This is a genomic window from Verrucomicrobium sp. BvORR106 (assembly GCF_000739655.1).
Classification (GTDB): Bacteria; Verrucomicrobiota; Verrucomicrobiia; order Verrucomicrobiales; family Verrucomicrobiaceae; genus Verrucomicrobium.
Genome location: NZ_BATR01000031.1, coordinates 60,030 through 79,815, shown reverse-complemented (window position 1 = coordinate 79,815; position 19,786 = coordinate 60,030). Strand labels below are relative to the sequence as shown.

Genomic DNA, 19,786 nt, shown 5'->3' with positions numbered 1-19,786 from the left:
GTTTGTTTGATGGAATGGTTATCGGAGCAGTCCCCCATACCACAGCACGGCGAGGTTGTGCAAGAAATGCAGGAGAATCCCTGGAAAAAGAAGACCACTTTTCCACCGGGTCCAGGCCAGCAAGGCTCCGACCAAAAACAGATAGGGCGAGCTCAGTACCGAAAAGTGAATGGCGCTGAAGAGGACCGCCGAAACAACTACGGCCTTCCAAGGGGCGATCACCCGCATCAACCACGTCTGCACCAGTCCCCGGAAGCCGATCTCTTCAAAGAAGGCTGGCATCACGCAGATAAGGAAGACCCGGGCGGCGGTGGTTGGCACCAGGCTGGTCACATCCTTCAGCGAGTCTTTGCGCATCTCCTCCGAGGCGAGATTCCAGAGGGCGCCATGCCACAGCAGATTGACCAGCAGCATGGCGGCCAGCCCCAGCAGCCCTTTGATCATGGTCGGAGAGAGGAGCCCCAGGCCGGCGAACTGGGGACGGAGGACGTCGCGATGAAGCCAGCCGAAGACCGTGGAAACAACCGCGACCGACAGCACGCCGATGATCAGTCCCGGTACGCCCCCGTCATCGGCGGGGTGGATGGCAAAACCCAGGACGGTGGCCGCCAACAGCGCGCCGACGTAGGTGAGGAACAACCGCCACACCTCCGGCGCCAGCTTCCGCACCCGAGTTTCATCGTCCCACTGGGCCGGACGGACCTCGGGCAGCACCTCTTCCACATCCGCATGGGGCATGGCACATGCCGTGCAGAAGTAGAAGCCCGGGTGCAGCGCCTGCCCACAATACTGGCAGCGTCGGGGAGTGTGGCCATGGGGCACGAGCATGCGCCGGACCCTAACGGCGAGGCGGAGCCGGATCAATCAGCAATCCCATGCCGAAACCGGCCTTCCTCACAGGGAGCTTTAAGCCGCGCCGACCGCTTCACCAGGCACGGAGAGGGGCTCGAAAACCGTGCGGAGCACCCGCAGTGCGGTGCGGATGTCGGTCAGGACGTTGGGATCGAGGTGCTGGAGACGGCTGGAGAGGAACTCCCGCGCTTGTTGCAGAATGGCCTCGTGAATCTGTTGACCCTCGGTGCTCAGGTGCAGTTTGATCTTTCGCCGGTCACGGCGGTCCGGAGCGCGTTGCACATAACCGGAGTCCACCAGGCCGTCCATCATCTTGGAGGCGGTGGGTAGTGTCAGACCGAGAAACTGCGACACTTCAGTAAGGGTGCTGCCTTCGTGTCGACCCACGAAGGACAAGGCCCGAAACTGGGGCATCGACAGTTCGGGGGTTCGGTCGCGACGGACCTCAGCTCGAACACCCCTCATGATAAGGGGAACGACTTCGAGGAGGTCTGCCGCACAGTCCTGGGGCGAGGAGTCCATGATATTGCGAAAGGGATAGTTGCCTATGACAACAGATCGGAGCTGACCACCCGGGCGGCTTTGGATAATTTTCGACAGCGGTGCGAGAATTGGGCAAAACTTGGCAAACTCGGAAGGGCCACGTAGCATGATTGGCATGTCGCAATCTTCTTTCTCACGTCGCCGTTTTCTGGAGGCAGGCACCTTTGCCACCGTTGCCGCCTCCCTCCAGCACCGCCTCGAAGCCGCCGACCAGGCCACCGGGCTGAAGGGCCGGATCAACCACTCCGCCTGCAAGTGGTGCTACCCCAAGGTGCCCCTGGACGAGCTCTGCCGCGCGGGCAAGGAGATGGGCCTGACCTCCATCGACCTGGTGGATCCGGCGGATTTCCCCGCGCTCAAGGCGCACGGCCTGACGAGCGCCATGATCAGCTTCCCTTCCATCAAGGGGCCGGGCGACGTGAAGGTGGGCAGCATCGAGCATGCCTTCAACAACCCGGAGTACCACGACCTGCTCGTGCAGATCTATGAACCCCACATCAAGGCCAGCGCCGAGTTCGGGGCGAAACATGTCATCTGTTTCTCCGGGAACCGCCGCGGCATGGATGAGGAAACGGGTCTCAAAAACTGCGCAGAAGGCCTGAAAAAGGTGCTGCCCATTGCCGAGAAACACGGCATCACCCTGGTGATGGAGCTGCTCAACAGCAAGGTGAACCACAAGGACTACATGTGTGACAAGAGCGCCTGGGGTGTGGAGCTGTGCAAACGCACGGGTTCAGACAACTTCAAGCTGCTCTATGACATCTACCACATGCAGATCATGGAAGGGGACGTCATCGCCACCATCAAGCGGGACAACAAGTACTTCGCCCACTATCACACCGGCGGTGTGCCCGGACGCCATGAGATCGATGAGACGCAGGAGCTCTATTATCCCGCCATCATGAAGGCCATCGTGGACACCGGCTACAAAGGCCACGTGGCCCAGGAGTTCATTCCCGCCCGTCCGGATGCGCTGGGCTCACTGCGCCAGGCGGTAGGGATCTGTGATGTCTAAGGGAGTGTGTGAGGATTAACCACAGAGGCACAGGGAGCACAGAGGAATACAAAAGTTCAAACTTCAAAATCCAAACTTCAATGGGTTCGAGGTAATGGCATCCTTTGCATTCCATCCTGTTAATCTTTCAGAATCTTGTTAATCCTGTCTACACTGGGCCCGTCCTGCCAGCTTCCCGCGATCAACACCTCGCGCAGCTGGCCGGGCAGGCCACGTTCGTTGACCTGCAGCTTCTGCACCAGCAGGTCCACGGCCGCGGCGCCCACCTGTTCCAGGTTGCCGTCGATCCCCGCCATGTTGCGGCGGTCCTGCTCGGTGCCATAGAGGGCGGCCACCCCCACGTCCTGGGGAACGCGTAACCGCAGGCGGTCCAGCAGCTCCACCACGGGCACCTTGTAGGCGATAAGGGCGTCCGGTTGATGTTCCTCGAACCAGTTGCGAAAGGCCTGCATGTTGACGTTCGGCCCTTCCACGAGGAAGGGCGGGCAACGCTCCGCTGCCGGCCGCTGCCACTGTTCATCCAGCGCCGCGGCGGACCACTGCCCGCCCACGATCTGGTTGTTTGCCACCGGCACCACCAGTCCCGGCCGGCGGTAGCCCAGGCTGCGGAGATGCCGGCAGGCCAGCTTGATGTTGTAGAACCCGTTCAGGTGCACCCGGTCCACCGGCAGATCGCGGAAATAAGTGCTCAGGCCCACCACGGTGAGGCCGCTCACATCCAGCATCACCGGGTGCTCCTCATCCCGGGAGAAGCCCAGCAGCGCAGCACGAATGCCCCGCGCCCGCAGCACCCGGCCCAGCCGGTCGGGATCATGATGCAGCGCCTCCAGGGAAAACACTTCCACCCGGTAGCCGAGCTGGAGGGCGCGTTCTTCGATCCCCTTGAAATACCAGCGGCACACGTCCTTCTGCGGCCAGGCATCATGGGGATAATTCGTCACCAGTGCGATGGTCTCCGCCGCCTGTCCCTCCCGGCCAGTGCGTCGCTGGCTCATGAGGCTCTGCACCAGTGGATTGGGCACATAGCCCAGCCGTACCGCCACGGCCTTCACGCCCTCCCGCACGGCCGGGGAAATGCGGCTGTCATCCTTCAGCGCCCGGGAGACGGTGGCGACAGACACGCCGGCCGCCCGGGCGACATCTTCCATGCGTATCCGGGCGTCGAGCATCGTGGCGGCCTGATGGGGATGACAGACCGAGTCAGCAGGAGGGATGCCACGAGGTGGTGGGAGTGTGCGGTGGGGAGCGATGTCATGGGACGCTTGTCACGGACCGGGACAAGAATGTCCCTTCCTCCATTTACTGACCGCTTCGCTGTGCGCGTACTTCTGTGCGTGAGCTCAAGTCTTGTGTCTCCTGCGCAGCGGGGCCAGGTACTTCCATGACGGTTTCCGGTGGTTTTGCCATCACTTCCCCGGTTCGATGAGTGATCTCCACCCGCGGGACGTAGATTCGGCGTGATGCCTTCTCTCTCCACCGCGGTCTTGATTGGTGCGTTCCTTCTGCTGGGTACTCGTCCCCTTTTGGCATCAGACCTCAGAGCAGGCGTCGCCAAGGTGGACATCACCGACGTCAATGCTGGCCCGGTCAACGACCCCCTCTACGCCAAGGCGCTGGTGTTGAAGAACGGCGGCACCACAGCCGTGTTGATCACGGTGGATGCGGTCGCGATCGGGGAGATCGGCCGGATTGGAAATGGCTTTTTGGGAACTGTGCGGGGTCAGCTGCAGAAGGAGCTGGGCATTGCGCCGGAAGGCGTGCTCGTCAACGCCAGCCATTGCCACGGGATCGTCCGTGCAGACACGGCTCAGCTGGTGGTGCAAGCTGTAAAGGAGGCCTACGCCAAGCTGGTGCCAGTGCTGGCGGGTGCCGGATCCGGCCACGAAGATCGGGTCAGCGAGAACCGGCGTTTGAAACTGAAGGACGGCACCACGGTGGACATGCGCCGTGCGTATTCGATGCCGCGGGATGAACACGTGGCCGGTGTGGGACCTATCGATCCCCAGATCGGCCTGCTGCGTCTTGACCGCCTGGATGGGAAGCCGCTGGCGGTGCTCTATAACTTCGCCTGCCACCCCATCATGAACCCGCCCGGCAAGGGCAACTCGGCGGACTATCCGGCTTTTGCTTCCAAGGTGATCGAGGACAGCCTGGGGAGCGGGGCGCTGGCGTTCTTTGTGCAGGGCTGCGGTGGCGACATCAATCCGGTTCGGTACAAGGAAATCAACCGTCCGCCGGATGCCGCACCCTTGGGCACGATGCTGGGGGGCAGCGTGGTCGAGGCGCTTCGGGAGATCCAACCTGCGGCCGACGGTGTTCTCAAGGTGGGCAACCAGACCCTCTCGCTACCCCGGGGCGCGGATTTTGAACAACGCATCGCCCGGATCGAGGCTCTCCAGGCCACGTTGCTGCGTTCGTTGAAGCCCACCAACATCAACTTCAAGACGTTCGTGCCGCTGCTCATCGGGCAGAAGCTCTCGCCGGAGTTTCCTTCACACTATTCACAGAGTTATTTCCATGACCGTGCACAGGGGCGGACGGATCTTGAGAGGCTGGATGCCGACAACAAGGCTCAGGTCGAGGCGTATCTCGCCAACATCCAGATCATGGAGCAGCTCACGCGGCTTTCTGCCAATCTGGCGCTCTTGAAGAAACACCTGGCCCAGAACCAGGCGGCGGGTTCACCGACGCTGGACGTGGAGGTGGCCGGGCTCAGGGTGGGGGATTTCAAGCTCGTCACGTTTCCAGGGGAGCTGACCGTGGAGGTCGGGCTCAACATCAAGAAGGCGGCCGGGGATTCGAGGGCGTTTGTGGCAGGGTACACGAACGGCTACATCTACTATGCCGCCACCGCGGAGCAGCGAAACAATCCCGGGTATGCGCAGGAGGATTGCGATGTTCTCGTGGCCCCCGAGTGGCAGCAGAAGTTCGAGGAAAAGGCATTGCAGGTGTTGAAGGGGTTGTGAGGGGGAATGCGCCCGTTCCGGCGTCCCTCCGGGACGCAACGGTTGGGGAGACGTTGATCCGGTGGTTCCCGGCCTGATTACAGGCCTTCACCACCGGCTACATTCCGCCGTCCCTCCGGGACAAAGACGCCGGGCGTGGCCGGGCTCATTTTCCTCCCAAAGGAGGGAATTTGGGTCCTGGAAGGACCATGGACATTAGCCGGTGGTGCCAACCACCGGTTGCGGTTCATGGAATTACCCTGCGTCCCGGAGGGACGCCGGACCGCCGGTTCCTACGCTGCCTCCTTCGCCCAATAGCTCGCCAGCACGCCGTTGGCCAGCAACTGCAGCGGATGGTACAGCATGACCGGCAGCAGAATCAGCGGCAGATCGTCGCGCTCGCCGAAGATCAGAATCGCCAGCGGCACCCCCATCGCGAGGGTCTTCTTCACGGAGCAGAAGTAGGCGGCGATCAGGTCGGGGCGCGTGAGACGGAGGGCTTTGCAGCTCATCCAGGTCAATATCGATACGATCGTGAACAGGGCTGTCGTCTCCAGACACGCGCCCACCGTCAGGCCCCAGCCGTGGCGTTCCCAGACGCGATCCACCACAGAGTCACAGAACGCGGCATAGACGATGAACAGGATCACAAAGTTGCTGATGCGCGCCACCCACACCTTGTGCGCGTCCACCCATCTTTTTAGGAACGGGCGAAGCGCCATGCCCAGGCCGAAGGGCAGCAGCGTCAGCAGCATGATCTTCATCAGCAGCGGCAGGAAGGGCGCTGACTGACCCGTCTTCTGCATGAGGAAATGCACCAGCACCGGGGTCACCATCACGCCCAGAATGTTGGAGAAGGCCGCATTGAACAAAGCCCCCGGCGTGTTTCCTCCCGCGACGGCCGTAAGCACCACGGATGAGGAGATGGTGGAAGGCAGGACGCAGAGATAGAGGAAACCATCTCGGATGGCCGGTGGGCAGTCTGGCCAGAACCAGGGGCTGGCCCAGTTCATCAACACGCCGACAATGGGGAACACTACGAACGTGAATCCCTGAATGACCAGGTGGAGCCGCCAGTTGGCTGCTCCGCTGCGGATCTGCTCCAGCGCCAGGGAAAGGCCCTGTAGAAAGAGAATCAGGGCGATGCCAAAGTTGGTCACCAGCTCGGCATGCAGCACGCCGCCCCGGGCCCCCGGGGTAGGAAGGATGAATCCCAGCAAGACGGCCACTCCCAGGCCCAGCAGGAAGCCATGCGTGCGCCACCAGGCGATCGTGGGCTTTGGCGGCGGGGACGGGGATGCGGCGTCGTGGGACATGGGCGGGCGGGGACGGGCAATCTGAAGGCCCGGCCCCCGGGGTTCAACCCTTTGCTTTCACCAGGTAACCCCCTGATTTCTCATGCGCCTCCAGCGTAAGCACCCCGCGCTTTTGTCCGTCTTCGAGCAAGGCATTGAATGATTTGAACCCGAACGCCCGCTCGTTGAAGCCCGGATCGCGGCGTTTCAAAGCCTGTTTGATCATCGATCCCCAGACCGGATCGTCGGCGTCCCGGTCCTCAGTCAGGGCTTCCAGGGTCTCAGCCACCCGGCGGATCGCATCGGCGGGATCCAGCTTCTTGACCACCGGGGCCTTCTCTTTGGCGGGATCCTTCGCGTCCTTGTCTTTCGTGCTGCGGGAGACACGACTCTGCTCTTTGCGCACCAGGTCATCATAGTAGATGAACTCGTCGCAGTTCGTGATGAAGAGGTTCGAGGTGGAGTTCTTCACCCCCATGCCGATCACGGTTTTGGCATTTTCCCGCAGCTTGCTCACCAGCGGGGAGAAGTCGGAGTCACCGCTGATGATCACGAAGGTGTCCACATGCCCCTTGGTGTAGCAGAGGTCGAGCGCGTCCACCACCATGCGGATGTCGGCGGAGTTTTTGCCGGACTGGCGCACGTGTGGGATCTCGATGAGCTCGTAGGCGGCCTCATGCAGGGGCCGTTTGAAATCCTTGTACCGCTCCCAGTCGCAGTAGGCTTTTTTGGTCACGATGTGGCCCTTCAGCAGGAGACGCTCCATGATTTTCTGGATGTCCACCTTGGGGTAACGCGCCTCCTGGGCGCCGAGGACGATGTTCTCGAGATCGAGGTAAACCGCCATCGTGGCGTTGTTGTTTGAAGGGCTCATGAGGATGTGTTTCATCAGGTTAACACAGGATTAGACGGGATGCAGGGGGAATCGGACTGGGGGAGGTCCTTGCGAGAAGTCCGCAGGCAGGCGCGTAGGGTCCGCATGACCGATTCTTCCTCTTCCATGCATCCAGCCGGAGACGTGAACCGCCGCTCGCTGCTGCGCGGCGCCTTGGGCACCGTCGCGGCTGCGGTCACCGGCGTGGTAGGCGCGGCAGAATCCCCTGCGCCTCAGCCTGCTGCAGGCCTGGTGCAGGAAACGGGGCGGACCGTTCCGCTGGTGGATGACGTGGATGTGATTGTCTGTGGGGGCGGGCCTGCCGGGGTCACTGCCGCCCTTACCGCCGCCCGTGCTGGAGCCCGGGTGCGGCTGTTGGAGGTGCACGGGTGTCTGGGGGGAGTCTGGACCGCAGGGCTGCTCAGCTATGTGCTGGATGCGGACAAACCGGGGTTCAATCGCGAACTCGTGACCCGCCTGGCTGAGCGCGGCTCCCACCTGCCCAACAACGCCTCAAGTTATTTCTATGATCCGGAGGAGATGAAACTCCTGCTGGAGGAACTGTGCCTCACCGCCGGCGTCAAGGTGCAGCTCTTCACCCGCGTGGTGGCTGCGCAGAAGGACGGGGACAACCGGGTCACCACCGTGATCACGGAGTCCAAGGCCGGCCGCCAGGCGTGGCGAGCCCGGGTCTTCATCGACACCACTGGGGATGGCGATCTGGGGGCCCTCGCCGGATGCTCCTGGGAAGTGGGCGAGAGCAAGCAGTGCCCCTGCCAGCCGCTGACGATGATGGCCATGGTCATGGCCGTGGATCCGCAGGCCATGCGCCCCTTTGCCTCCCACTTCGGCGGGCAGGCCTCCTGGAGGAAGGAGCCGGTGGCGAATTTCCGTGAGGCCCTCGCCCAGGCTGGCTTGAAAGCCACTTACGGCACGCCCTCGCTCTTTCAGGTGAGGGACCGGCTCTTCAATCTGATGATCAATCACGAGTACGGCATCCTGGCGTATGACGCGGCGGCTGTGACAGAGGCCACCTTCCGGGCACGGGCGGAGATTCACCGGGTGGTGCGTGGGTTGCGCAAGCTGGGCGGCCCCTGGGATGGGTTGCAACTCGTCGCCACCGCCGAGCAGATCGGGGTGCGCGATGGTCGGCGCATCACCGGGCGCTATGTCCTGACCAAGGAAGATCTCATCGAGGGCCGGAAACAGGAGGACGGCGTCATGCGGGCGTCCTTCAATGTGGACATCCACGCGGTGAGCAAGGAGGCCAATGAAAAAGCCGCCTATCACAGTGCCGGGGTCAAAACCACGCCGTATGACATCCCCTTGCGGGCGCTCATTGCCAAGGATGTGGACGGTCTCATGATGGCGGGTCGCTGCATCAGTGGTGATTTCATCGCCCACGCCAGCTACCGGGTCACGGGCAACTCCGTGGCCATGGGCGAGGCTGCAGGCGTGGTGGCCGCCCTCGCCGCCCGGACAAAGGTTCTCCCCCACAACGTGGACTGGAAGGAAGCCTCGTCGCTGCTGGAGAAGATCCGCGCTGGTCAGGCGGCTTAGCCCTCACGACCTCTGCTGGACACATGCGGCGCGCCAGAGTTCAACGCTTCCGTTGGAACCAGTTCATGCTGGAGAAGACGTTGGCGCTTCGCCTGGCAGCCGGGTGAACCAGGCGATCCCGGCGACGAGCAGGAGCAGCGGCGCGAGAGAAAAGAGGAGCGGGCCATAGGAGCCAACAGCGGCGTGACTCCGGGCAAAGACAAGGGGGCCGATGGCGGAGGCAAAGACGGTGAGCATCTGTGCGGCCCCCTGAATGCGACCGAGATGGGCCCGTCCGAAAGCACGACCCCAGATGGCAAAGAAGATGACGGTGATGAAACCGGCCGTCACGCCAAAGATGGCGGCGAAGGCCCAGAGCTGGTTCAGCGTGGTCATGAGGGGCAGGGCACCCAGACCGCCTGCATAGAGAAGCAGCGCCACCGCCAGCAGCCGGGCCAGCCTTCTCCGCAGAGAGAGCCATCCGCAGAGCATCTGCCCCAGCAGGGCAAACAGGGTCGTGATGGCGAGCGTGTCGTGGAAGGTTTTTTGATCGAACCCCCGCTCGGCCAGGATCGACTCATTGAAGAGACCGAAGCCGGACGACACCAACCCGAACATTGCCGTGGCTCCGGCGAAGACCCAGAAGGTCTGGGTGCGCGACGCTTGTCCCAGCGTGAATCCTTCGGCAGGGGAGGCCGCCTCCGTCTTGCCACCACCTGCGCCGGGTTCGCGCAGCAGGAACACCACCGCGCCTGCCGCCACCAGCAGTCCGGGAATCAACTGACCCCACGCCACCCGCCAGCCGCGGGACTCCACCACGCCTCCCACCCAGACGAAGGCGGCGATGAAGAAGATGCTCAGCAGCACCGAGTACACCGCCATGGCCCACTCCGCTTTGAGCCCAAAGCTCTTGCCCACGGTGCTGATGCTGGCGACGGACAACGCGCTCTGACCAAGGGCCCGGGTCAGCAGGACGAGGATGAACAAGACCGTGATACCACCGGCCAGCACGCTCATCTGCCACACCACACCCGCCAGGAGCAGAAGAATGGCCGCGGTGGTCCAGCGCAGACCGCATCGGTCAATGAGCCAGCCCGCTGGAAGGCAGAAGGCGGAGCCCAGCAGCGTGGCCCAGAGGTTGATGTTCGCGTACGCCACCCGGTCCAGCGCCAGATCCTTGAGCAGCGGCTCCGTGATCAGTCCGAGCCCCTGGGTGCGCCCCGGCAGCGTGGCCAGCATCAGCAGGGCGGCGAGGACCACATTGCCCCAGGCCGCCAGGGTTCCCAGACGGGCTGGCGATACGGAGGCGGCATCCCCGGCAGAGGAGTCAACGGGGCGGGCGGGAGATGAAGAGTGGGACATGTCGAGGCACCTTGCGATGAGCGTGCTATCCACTACGCCTGGAACGGCCTCCTTAAATGCCACAATTCGCACATTTCACACCTAGAGGCCATCCGTCGCCCTGGACGGTCATTGCGCTGAGACTGGCACCGCAGGAGCCCGGGTCAGGCGCTTGATCTTGCCCTGGGCCAGATTAGCGAAGAGAAGGTCACCGTTTTGCGGATCGACCCCGATGGCGGAGATGCCGGGTTCGCGCATCAACATCTCGTCCTTCCAGAGCGGGCTGGCTTCCCGCAGCGCGACGACCATGCCGGTCGCAAAGTCGGCAAAAATGTAGGCCCCTTCCAGTTCTGGCAGGCCCGCTGCATGGCTCACCACCCCGCCTGTGACGGACAGCCCCACGTTGTGCGGGTACTCGAAGACGGGATCGATGGGATGAAAGTCCGGCGGGAGGGTTTCCCCGCTAGGCCCAAGGGGGAAGGGGTGCTGCGCCTCCCGCAAGCTCCAGCCATAGTCACCTCCGCGGGTCACCACATTGACTTCCTCATAGGCGTTCTGGCCCACATCCCCCACAAAGAGGCGGCCCGTCGGTGCATCAAACGAGAACCGCCAGGGATTGCGCAGCCCCGTGGCCCAGAACTCCGTCCGCACCGTCGCGGGATCCACCGCGCTGCCATGGTAAGAGGTCGCGCCCACAAAAGGATTGTCGGCGGGGACGCTGTAGAAGGCCCGACCATTCGCTGCTCGGGCGATTCCTGGGTGCGGGTTGGGCGGCGGGTTTCCGCGGCGCTGATCCACATCCAGGCGCAGGAGACCTGCATGGAAACCGCGATCAATGAAACGGGCCTGGTCGAACTGGTCGTTGCCGCCGCCGCCATCTCCCACGCTCACATAGAGGTAGCCGTCTTGACCGAAGTGCAGATCTCCACCGTTGTGATTGTTGGCGGCATCTTCCTGGGTAATCAGCGGTTGCTCGGAGGCGGGGTCCGCCTTGGTCGGATCGCCCGGCAGGACCTGGAATCTCGAGAGGCGTTGATGCAACTTCCGGGAGAAGCGCAGGCTATAGTAAACGAAACAGCGACCGCTTTTGGCAAAGTCAGGGGCGAACGTGAATCCCAGCAGGCCACACTCACTCGCATTGTTTTGCAGCTTGCCATCCTTGGGCAGTGTCAGGTCCAGGAAGGTCTTCTTGGTGGGGTTTGGTCCCCGCCATCCGTCGATGCGTTGTACCCGACCCGACTTCTCCATGACATAAAGTCGTTCGGTGTCACCGGGGGCGGTCGTCACGGCCACGGGCAGGTCAAACGTCAGGCTCGGCAGCACATCCTCCAGGGTGTAGGCGCTCGGAGCCGGAGCCGGAGCAGGTGCCTGCCCGGAAGCCCAAGTTGCGCTCAGAACCGACAGCGCAGAGATCGCCAGGGAGCAGCTTTTTGAAATCAAGAGGGAGCGCAACATCATGGGGCACAAGGAGGCATGCCCCTTTGTGCATATCTAGACTCTGTCAATGACAAACCCCGGGGAGGCTCCTTCCCCAACCCCGATGATTTCATCAGGGCGCACCATCCACCATCCGACCCTACTTCCCCGCCAGCTTCCGTGCGTAGGTCAGGGTGTCGATCTCATCCACCCCCTTGTCGCGGCGGATGGCCTTGATGCGGGGGAAGCGCAGGGCCAGGCCGCTGTCGTGGCGCTGGCTGGCCTGGATGGAGTCAAAGGCGATCTCCAGCACGATGTTCGGCGTGACGGTGCGCACGCTGCCGCGCTGGCTCAGGGTGTGCTCGGTGAAGTGCTCGGTTAATTCCTCGATCTCCACGTCCGAGAGGCCGGAATAGGCCTTGCCGATGACCTTGAGGGCTCCGCTGTGCTCATCCCGCACCGCGAAAGTGTAGTCGCTCAGCACGTGGCTGCGTTTGCCGTGGCCCTGCTCCGCCTTCACCACCACCACGTCCAGAGTGGAGAAGGCCTTCTTCAGCTTCAGCCAGGACTTGCCCCGCCTGCCGGGCGAGTAGGTGCTGTGCCGGTCTTTGGCGATGAGGCCCTCGTTGCCGTTGCGCCGTGCGGCATGAAAGGCCGCCTCCACCTCCGTCTCAGAGGCAGCTTCTGCCACGGCGATGCGTTTCAGAAGGGGCGGGAGTGCGAGCTTCTCCAGCTTCTCCCTCCTCTCCTCCAGCGGTTCATGCAGGAGCCCGGCCCCGTTCTGCCAGATGAGGTCAAAGACCACATAACGCACGGTGATGCTTGAGGAAATAAACAGGTCCCCCTGATCGCGGCGGCCCAGACGCTTCTGGAGATCGAAGAAGGACAGCTTGCGATCCTCGGCGTACGCCACGATCTCGCCATCCAGCATCACCTCATCGCCAAGCTGGCTCGCGGCCGTGGCGATCTCCGGGAACTGGTCGGTGATCCGTTTGAGGTCGCGGGAGTAGATCTCCACACGTCCGGCGGAGCGGTGCAGCTGGGCCCGGATGCCGTCGAACTTGTCCTCCAGCCACACCGTGGTGGGGGCGGTGGCGGTGGCTCGGCTCGGTTCATCCGCCTCGTCCGGGGCGGTGAGCCGGTTCCAGATGTCACCAGCGGTCTCCTCTGGGCTCGCCAGCATCACCTTCACGGGGATGAAGAGCTCCGGCTGGGCAGAGTCCAGCTCATGGCGGGCGGCCAGGTCCGCCGCTCTTCCCAGATCTCCGCAGAGCATGGCCGCCTCCCTCACCTGGTCTGGTTGTTCGTCAAAGGCGGTGGCGATGGCCTCCTCCACCAGTCCTTCCCGGGAGCCCACCCGGAGTTCACCGGTCAGCAGGCGCACCACATAGCTGCCCTCCAGGGGAGGCAGCTTGGCCAGGCCCTCCTTGAGCACCGTTGTCTTTTCCACCGGGCCATGGGCGCTGCGGAGCCGGTCGAAGAGGCCGGCGACCTCAGTGGCGGGCGTGTGGGACGTGGGAAACAACTTGCCCGCGGCCAGCGCCCGGTCCAGCACCAGACGGGCCGTCCGGCCGGTGTCCGCCTGAGAGCGGGAAATCACCCGGTACTCGGCCTCCCGCAGGCCGCTCAGCTCAAGCAGGGTTCGCCGAATGACCGACCACCCTGTTTGCAAAGGGGGAAGCTGGAGCACGGGGTCTTCCAGCATCGCGGAGAACCAGCGTACCGCTCTCGACAGATCTCCGTCAGACTGCTGTTGCAGGTACTCCGCCAGATGGGCGCGCTTCTTCAGCCGGGAGCCATCTGCGGCGACCCGCTCACAGGTCTGCACCCAGGCAGCAAAGGAGTCTGGAGGGGGCGCGATGGCCTCCGTGGCGTCTTCAGCATTCTCATTGGTAGAAACAACCTCCGTCGTGGTCGCAGTACCAGGAAGCGTGAGTTCGAGCTGGTCTTCGCTCACGAGGGACCAGGCCTCCCATCCCCGCTCACGCAGATCACGGGCGAACTCACTGGTGTACCCATGCACGGTGTACACCTGACGGGGCTGCACTTGCTCCACCGTCTGAATCAGCTCCGGGTAGTCGGCGTGATCACTCAAGGGGAAGACTTCATCCACCTGATAGCGGTACTTGGCCCCGGGCGTGAGTGCCCAGCCGCTCAGCATGGCTGTACGGCAGACCCGTAGCTTGCGAATGGCCTGGGAGCGCGCGGCACTGGGCGGCATGATGAGCACATGCCCGGCTGCGGTTGCCGGATCGAACTTTTCATACCGCGGGAAGTCCGGGAAATAGGGGGCACAAGCCTGGGTCATCTTCACGATGGATGCATGCAGCATCACTGGCAGACTCGCCCCATGGAAGGCGGAGAGGACTTCTTGGGCCTTGCCGAGCGAGTAGCCCAGCAGCACGGGAATGCCCTGGTCCTCCAGGGTCTCCCGTGCCCATTGGATGATGTCTGCCAGCACCTGCTCCTGCGGAGGGAAGGCATACATCGGCAGGCCGAAGGTGGTTTCCATGATCAGGGTGTGGGCAGGTCGGAGTTCCGCAGGCTCTGCCGTCCGTCCGTGACGCAGCTTGAAGTCTCCGGTGTAGAGCAGCGTGGCACCGTCTTCCTGACGGGTGACATGCAGCATGGCCGAGCCCAGAATATGGCCGGCGGGCAGCAGACGGAGCTCGTAGCCGCGTTCGATCACAGCCTCTCCATAGCCAGGTACCAGACTGGCTCCCTCAGCAATCGCGCCGTATCGTTTGTCGATGATGGCATGGGTGACCGGAGAGCAGAGCGTGAACTCATGACGGGCGAAGTGGTCACTGTGCGCATGCGAGACAAACGCCCTCCCGACCGGCCGGTGAGGGTCCAGCCAGAGGTCCAGCTCCGGCAGGTAGATGCCACCAGTGTGTTGCAGGGCAATGGGTCTGGGAGAGGAGGGCGACACGAGTTCGTTCGACAACTTGGTGCCCTCTCATCGCGCAAACTTCGTGGGTCGGCCAGATATAATGTTCAAAAAGACAGTTGAGGCTGCCTCAACGCTGCCAATCGACCGTGTCCCAGAGGGTTGGAGCCCTTAGATTCACGAGCGCTGGTGACGTTTGAATTTTGAAGTTCTTTTCCCTCGCACGTCGTTGACATATCCCATGGCGCTACCTATCGTCCCGCGTTTATGAGTTTGCCCAGCCTCATCTCCCACTCCCGCATTATTCTTGCGGCAGGCCTCGGTTTGCTTCTTGCTTCGTGCAGCACCAAGTCGGTGGGCAATGGGGCCACCATTACCAAGGTAAACCCCTATCACTTGAAGGACGTCAACGCCCGCGTGGTGGCGGCGGATCCTTCGATCAACTTTGAGAAGGACGCCATCCTTCACGGTGCCATCTCCCAGGCGGAGCGCATCGCCCGTCAGGGTGACTACTTCACCATCTTCTGGACGGTGGAAGACCGCAGCCAGCCTGTGGTGGTGCGTCTTGAGTACCGCCAGAAGGCCTCCGGCCTGACCATCAAGAAGGTGGAACAGGATGTGGCTGAGATCGGCCGTAACAACGTCACCAAGTTCTCCTTTATCGGTGATGACTATGTGAGCAACGGACCGGTTACCGCGTGGCGGGCCAGCATCGTTCGTGGTTCCCAAGTGCTGACGAGTTACAATTCCTATCTCTGGGAGTAAGGCTCCCCCTGATGGCGCGTGCTGGAATGAGCACGCGCTTTTTTGCGTTTATCACCCGACTGCGTGACAGACGCGTAACATAGATTAGATTCGATAACACTTTTTGGACTTCTAAACCCCCTCGTGCCCGTGTCCACCCTCCGATGTCATGTCTCCCTTCGCCTGAAACGGGTGGAGCATGTTGTCATAGCCCGTGGACGCTCGTAGTTGGAGGTCGTCGTTTTTATCTTCCAGACTCCTCTCCGTCGTCATGACATCGCCCGCCCCCATTCTTGTTGGAAACATTGGCAACCTCTTTTGGATGCGCGTGGATGGAAAGGGCTCATTCCAGAACAGCGTGCAGGTGAAGCGTTGCTTCCAGACCATGATCGAAAAAGGCACCCGCCATTTCGTTGTGGACTTGGAGCGCTGCCCCATCATGGACAGCACCTTTCTGGGGACCCTTACCGGTGCCGCACTCAACCTCCGTGAAATCGGAGATGGTGAAGTGTGCATCCTCAACGCCAACGCCCGCAACCGGCAGTTGCTTAGCAGCCTCGGACTTGATCACATCCTCGACGTCGACAACGACGGCTCCCGCCACCAAGTGGAGCGGAAGCAAGTGTGTGACGAGCTGGGCAAGTGCAATGAAAATGCCTCACCTGACAAGGTGGAACAGGCCGAGCACGTGCTCGAGGCTCATGAGGCCCTTACCAAGGCCAATGAAGCCAATGCCAGCCGGTTCAAGGACGTGATCGAGTTCCTTGAAAAGGAAGTCCGGTCCCGCGCTGTGGCGGTGGCCTGATCCGCCCTTCGTACCCGAGGGAACATTTTCTAAAGTTACTTTCCCAGGCGGCGTTCCTGCGCTAGCCTGCCTCCCAGCATGAGTTCCGGTTGGATCGCCGCTGTCATCTTCTTCTTGGCTGGAGCGGCAGGGAGCTACGCCCTCTTCCGTTCCTGGCAGCGGGAGCGACGGCTGAGGATGCAGTTCCTTCAAGGCGACCGGGAGCGTGCTTCCCGACGCCGTCGGGTGTTCGAGGTCCTGCACATCTTGGGGGACTCCATTCTTCAGGGGCAGCCCGATACCACGCTGCATCGCCAGATCGCCGAAGGGGCGGTCAAGGTGGTGGAATCCGAGGGCGCGGCGCTCTACTTGCTGGATGAAAAGGGACTCTCTCTGGTGCCCCGCCATTACACGAAGGAGTGCCCACCTCTGATCGCGCTTCCTGAGCGCATCGTGACTCAGGCCAAGACCAACGCGGGAACGCTGCCCAGTTATCTTCGGCTGCACAGTGTCGCTCCGGGTGAGGGAGCGCTGGGCAATGTCGTGCTTTCCCAGAAGGCGGAGAATGTTCCGGATCTGCGGCATCACGAGAAGTTTGACGGGGAGCCCAACCCCTTTCAGCAGCATGTGGCGGCGCTCATGGCACCGCTGAGACATGGCGGTCGTCCGCTGGGTGTGCTCGCAGTCGCTTCTGATCGCACCAAGCCTTTCTCCCAGCACCAACTGGAGATGTTCATCGCGCTGGCTGAGCAGGTGGGTTTCACCTTGGGCAATGCGCAGGCCCACCATGAGGCGGGCGCAAAACGACAGCTGGAAGCGGAACTCAGCAATGCGCGGGAGATTCAAAGCATCCTTCTTCCGGAGAAGGCGCCTGAGATGCCAGGCTTCGCCATTGCCGCGCGGAACGTTCCCGCCCGGATGGTGAGTGGGGACTACTTTGACTATGTGCCAGTGAGCCAGACGCACTTGGGCGTGGCCATCGCTGACGTCTGTGGCAAGGGGATTCCGGCATCACTCATCACCGCCATGTGCCGCAGTGTCCTGCGGTCCAACGCGCGCGAAGCTTTCAGCCCCACGGCGGTGCTCTCCGCCGTGAACCGGAACCTGTTCCCGGACATCCGCGAGGACATGTTCATCACGGTGGGCTACCTGATCCTGCAAAAGGATGGCGCGAGTGTAAGCTTCGCCCGGGCTGGCCATACCAATCCGCTCGTCTGGCGCAAGGCCACGGGCGATGTGGATGAGATCAAAGCACCCGGCCTCGCCGTGGGAGTGGACAAGGGAGAAGTGTTTGACCGCATCACCCGGGATGTTTCCATCTCGATGGAGAGCGGAGACATTCTGCTCCTCTATACGGACGGGGTCGATGAGGCCACGGATCACAAAGGCCTCCTGTTCGGGGTGGAGCGCATCAAGGAAACACTGGCAGAAGCCGCCCCGCATGGAGCCCAAGCCGTGGTTGATCGTCTCTGTGATGCCGTGAACCGGTTCAAAGGCGGTGAGCCCCAGGCGGATGACATCACGATCGTGACCGTGGCGCGGAAGTGATTCATGTGACCGTCGTGAGATGCCTCGGGCTCACAAGTGCGTGGATGTTGAAGTAGAGCCTGAACCTGCTTCTGACGCTAAGGGCGTCAAACAAAGTAGCCCAGGGTCAGGCGAGGCACGAGCCGCCACCCTGGGTACTAGGGCAGGTGAACCGGAACTCCGAAGTGAGTTCTACAAACCGTGACCGCATCCCTGAGGCGTCCACCGCATGCAAGACGGTCGTCTCCGGGTGATCTGGACGGTCTGTAGAACTCCCTTGGAGTTCCATTGCTATCCCGTCGATACCCGGGGTGGCGACCGCTTCGCGGTCTGACCCCGGGCTATTTTGTATCACGCCGTTGGCGTGGGGAGATCAAACCAATCGCGCGAATGGGGTGGCCGCCAAGGAACCAACTGACCTGCAGCTCTTCCTCGAAGAGGATTCGGCTTCAAGCCCAACGTTGACGAGCTTCCAGCGAGTCTACGTTGGGTAGGTGGTGTTGGAGAATGCTACTCCGAAGGAGTTGTGGCGGTCTGAAGGCAGTTTCGCGTTGAGCGTTGAGGCTTCTTGGCAAGATACCAGCCACAACCTGGCGGGTGGTCAACCATACGTCTTCCTTCTGCTCAATCGACTTCTCAAACTCAGGCCCGCCCCTTCACACCCTTACTTTCCTGAACCCACGCAGTAGAGCGCCTGATTGGAGCGCAGATACAGGCAGCCATCGCTCACCGCAGGCGTGGCATTGAAGTCGGTGTCATCTCCTGCAATGACATTGGTGGCCAGCAGCTCAAACTGGGGTTTGGCCGCGAGGACAAAGGTGCCCTGTCGCCGACTCACGGCGAAGATCTTGTCGCCCACGAGGATCGGAGAGGCATAGAACGGCTTGCCGCGACCCCGGCCGGTGCTGCCACCGCCCACGCGTTCGCGGTAGAGCTCAGTGCCAGTTTTGGCATCGGCGCACCAGGCAAAGCCCTGGTCGTTCACCACATACAGGCGTCCGTTGTGCAGCACGGGGGTGGGCACATAGCTGGAGCTGTTGTCCCGCCACAATATGCCTGACTCCGCCACCGCCCCTTTGCTGCCGGCCTGAACGGCCACCCGGCCGGTGCCGGGGAATCCCCCAAAGACGTAAACCGTCTCGCCTTGGGTGAGGGGATCAGGGGAGATATTTCCTGTGAGCCCCGTCTCGGCATACCAGCGGAGTTTGCCCGATGCGGGGTTCATGCCCCAGAGCTCGCCCGGCGCGGCAAACAGAAGGTCTTCCTTGCCGTCCTGGCGCTTCAGGACCTGGGGCGAACTGAAGGCAAGGTCCAGCAGGGATGACTCCTGACGCCAGACTTGCTTGCCGGTCGTCTTGTCGAACGCCACCAGTGCCTGCCCTTCATCAGAGGCATTCACGATCATCAGATTCTGCCAGAGCAGCGGCGATCCACCCGCTCCCCAGCGGCGCTGATTGGATTCCTTGCCGGTATCGGCCCGCCAGAGCTCCTTGCCGCTGAAGTCCAGAGCCACCACACCCCCTTTGCCAAAGTGCACGTAGAGAGTTTTGCCATCGGTCACCGGTGTGCTGCTGGCATAGCCGTGCTCCCGGATCATGCCCTGCCACGGATCGTCCGGGTGTGGTGCCGGGAAGTCCTTCTGCCATTTCTTTTTGCCAGTGGTGCGGTCCACCGCGATGACGTGTCGTACCAGGCGGGATACATCGCCGCTCTCCTGCTGACCGGAGAAACAGGTCACGAAGACGGTGTCTCCCCAGATCACCGGGCTGGAGGCGCCCTGGCCGGGCAGATCCAGTTTCCACTTCAAGTTTTGGGAGCCACTCCAGGTGGAAGGCACCAGGGCATCGTCACTCACCGCGTCCCGGTTTGGACCGCGGAACTGGGGCCAGTTGGCGGAGGCCTGCGGAGCGGTGAGCTCCGTGAAGGCTGAGATCGAGATCCAGCAGGCAAACAGACGCACGGCAGCATTCGGATTCATGGCAGGAGGAGAGATTGATCGCCACAGGGCAGATCCAGTTGGG

The 19,786-nt window shown here is 62.4% G+C and carries 15 protein-coding genes; 6 read left to right on the top strand and 9 right to left on the bottom strand.

Annotated elements, in window-relative coordinates; translation table 11 throughout:
- Positions 1-18: 18 nt before the first annotated feature.
- Together BV106_RS35080 and BV106_RS37080 are read right to left on the bottom strand one after the other, a co-directional pair.
- Positions 19-828: a type II CAAX endopeptidase family protein gene (locus BV106_RS35080; RefSeq protein ID WP_081891528.1), complete on the bottom strand. Its 810-nt coding sequence runs from the start codon at positions 826-828 to the stop codon at positions 19-21.
- A gap of 78 nt (positions 829-906) precedes the next feature.
- Positions 907-1,374: a MarR family transcriptional regulator gene (locus tag BV106_RS37080; RefSeq protein ID WP_265595360.1), complete on the bottom strand. Its 468-nt coding sequence runs from the start codon at positions 1,372-1,374 to the stop codon at positions 907-909.
- A gap of 136 nt (positions 1,375-1,510) precedes the next feature.
- On the opposite strand from BV106_RS37080, the gene BV106_RS05270 reads away from it, so the two are divergent.
- Complete coding sequence (locus tag BV106_RS05270; RefSeq protein ID WP_038161670.1) at positions 1,511-2,410, top strand: sugar phosphate isomerase/epimerase family protein; 900 nt, start codon at positions 1,511-1,513, stop codon at positions 2,408-2,410.
- A 119-nt stretch (positions 2,411-2,529) separates the two neighbouring features.
- Here BV106_RS05270 and BV106_RS05265 read toward each other — a convergent pair whose 3' ends face one another.
- Positions 2,530-3,579: a LacI family DNA-binding transcriptional regulator gene (locus BV106_RS05265; protein WP_038161543.1), complete on the bottom strand. Its 1,050-nt coding sequence runs from the start codon at positions 3,577-3,579 to the stop codon at positions 2,530-2,532.
- A 291-nt stretch (positions 3,580-3,870) separates the two neighbouring features.
- Between BV106_RS05265 and BV106_RS05260 the strand changes: the two genes are divergently transcribed.
- Positions 3,871-5,376, top strand: coding sequence for a hypothetical protein (locus BV106_RS05260; RefSeq protein WP_265595359.1), 1,506 nt, complete (start codon positions 3,871-3,873; stop codon positions 5,374-5,376).
- A 272-nt stretch (positions 5,377-5,648) separates the two neighbouring features.
- Here the strand turns inward: BV106_RS05260 and BV106_RS05255 are convergent, their stop codons facing one another.
- Positions 5,649-6,671, bottom strand: a complete 1,023-nt coding sequence (locus BV106_RS05255) for a bile acid:sodium symporter family protein (RefSeq protein ID WP_051945137.1) — start codon at positions 6,669-6,671, stop codon at positions 5,649-5,651.
- 43 nt (positions 6,672-6,714) lie between these two features.
- Positions 6,715-7,524, bottom strand: coding sequence for an NYN domain-containing protein (locus BV106_RS05250; RefSeq protein WP_038161661.1), 810 nt, complete (start codon positions 7,522-7,524; stop codon positions 6,715-6,717).
- Between the two features lie 126 nt (positions 7,525-7,650).
- Between BV106_RS05250 and BV106_RS05245 the strand changes: the two genes are divergently transcribed.
- Positions 7,651-9,084 carry an FAD-dependent oxidoreductase gene (locus tag BV106_RS05245; protein ID WP_038161658.1) on the top strand — a complete coding sequence of 478 codons (1,434 nt, stop codon included), beginning with the start codon at positions 7,651-7,653 and terminating at the stop codon, positions 9,082-9,084.
- A gap of 63 nt (positions 9,085-9,147) precedes the next feature.
- Here BV106_RS05245 and BV106_RS05240 read toward each other — a convergent pair whose 3' ends face one another.
- From BV106_RS05240 to BV106_RS05230, 3 genes are all read right to left on the bottom strand, one after another.
- Positions 9,148-10,425: an MFS transporter gene (locus tag BV106_RS05240; protein ID WP_038161540.1), complete on the bottom strand. Its 1,278-nt coding sequence runs from the start codon at positions 10,423-10,425 to the stop codon at positions 9,148-9,150.
- Between the two features lie 108 nt (positions 10,426-10,533).
- Positions 10,534-11,862 (bottom strand): PQQ-dependent sugar dehydrogenase, encoded by a 1,329-nt coding sequence (locus BV106_RS05235; protein WP_038161538.1) that lies wholly within the window; start codon positions 11,860-11,862, stop codon positions 10,534-10,536.
- Positions 11,863-11,980: 118 nt separating this feature from the next.
- Positions 11,981-14,752, bottom strand: coding sequence for an ATP-dependent DNA ligase (locus BV106_RS05230; protein WP_265595357.1), 2,772 nt, complete (start codon positions 14,750-14,752; stop codon positions 11,981-11,983).
- 225 nt (positions 14,753-14,977) lie between these two features.
- Between BV106_RS05230 and BV106_RS05225 the strand changes: the two genes are divergently transcribed.
- The 3 genes from BV106_RS05225 to BV106_RS05215 all read left to right on the top strand — a co-directional run bounded on the left by BV106_RS05225 (position 14,978) and on the right by BV106_RS05215 (position 17,786).
- Positions 14,978-15,475, top strand: a complete 498-nt coding sequence (locus BV106_RS05225) for a hypothetical protein (protein WP_038161536.1) — start codon at positions 14,978-14,980, stop codon at positions 15,473-15,475.
- A gap of 250 nt (positions 15,476-15,725) precedes the next feature.
- Entirely contained in the window at positions 15,726-16,259 is a 534-nt protein-coding gene (locus tag BV106_RS05220; protein WP_038161533.1) for an STAS domain-containing protein, read from the top strand.
- 78 nt (positions 16,260-16,337) lie between these two features.
- Complete coding sequence (locus tag BV106_RS05215) at positions 16,338-17,786, top strand: GAF domain-containing SpoIIE family protein phosphatase (RefSeq protein WP_038161530.1); 1,449 nt, start codon at positions 16,338-16,340, stop codon at positions 17,784-17,786.
- Positions 17,787-18,429: 643 nt separating this feature from the next.
- On the opposite strand, the gene BV106_RS05210 is transcribed toward BV106_RS05215, so the two are convergent.
- Positions 18,430-19,743 (bottom strand): PQQ-binding-like beta-propeller repeat protein, encoded by a 1,314-nt coding sequence (locus BV106_RS05210; protein WP_051945135.1) that lies wholly within the window; start codon positions 19,741-19,743, stop codon positions 18,430-18,432.
- Between the last annotated feature and the right edge of the window lie 43 nt (positions 19,744-19,786).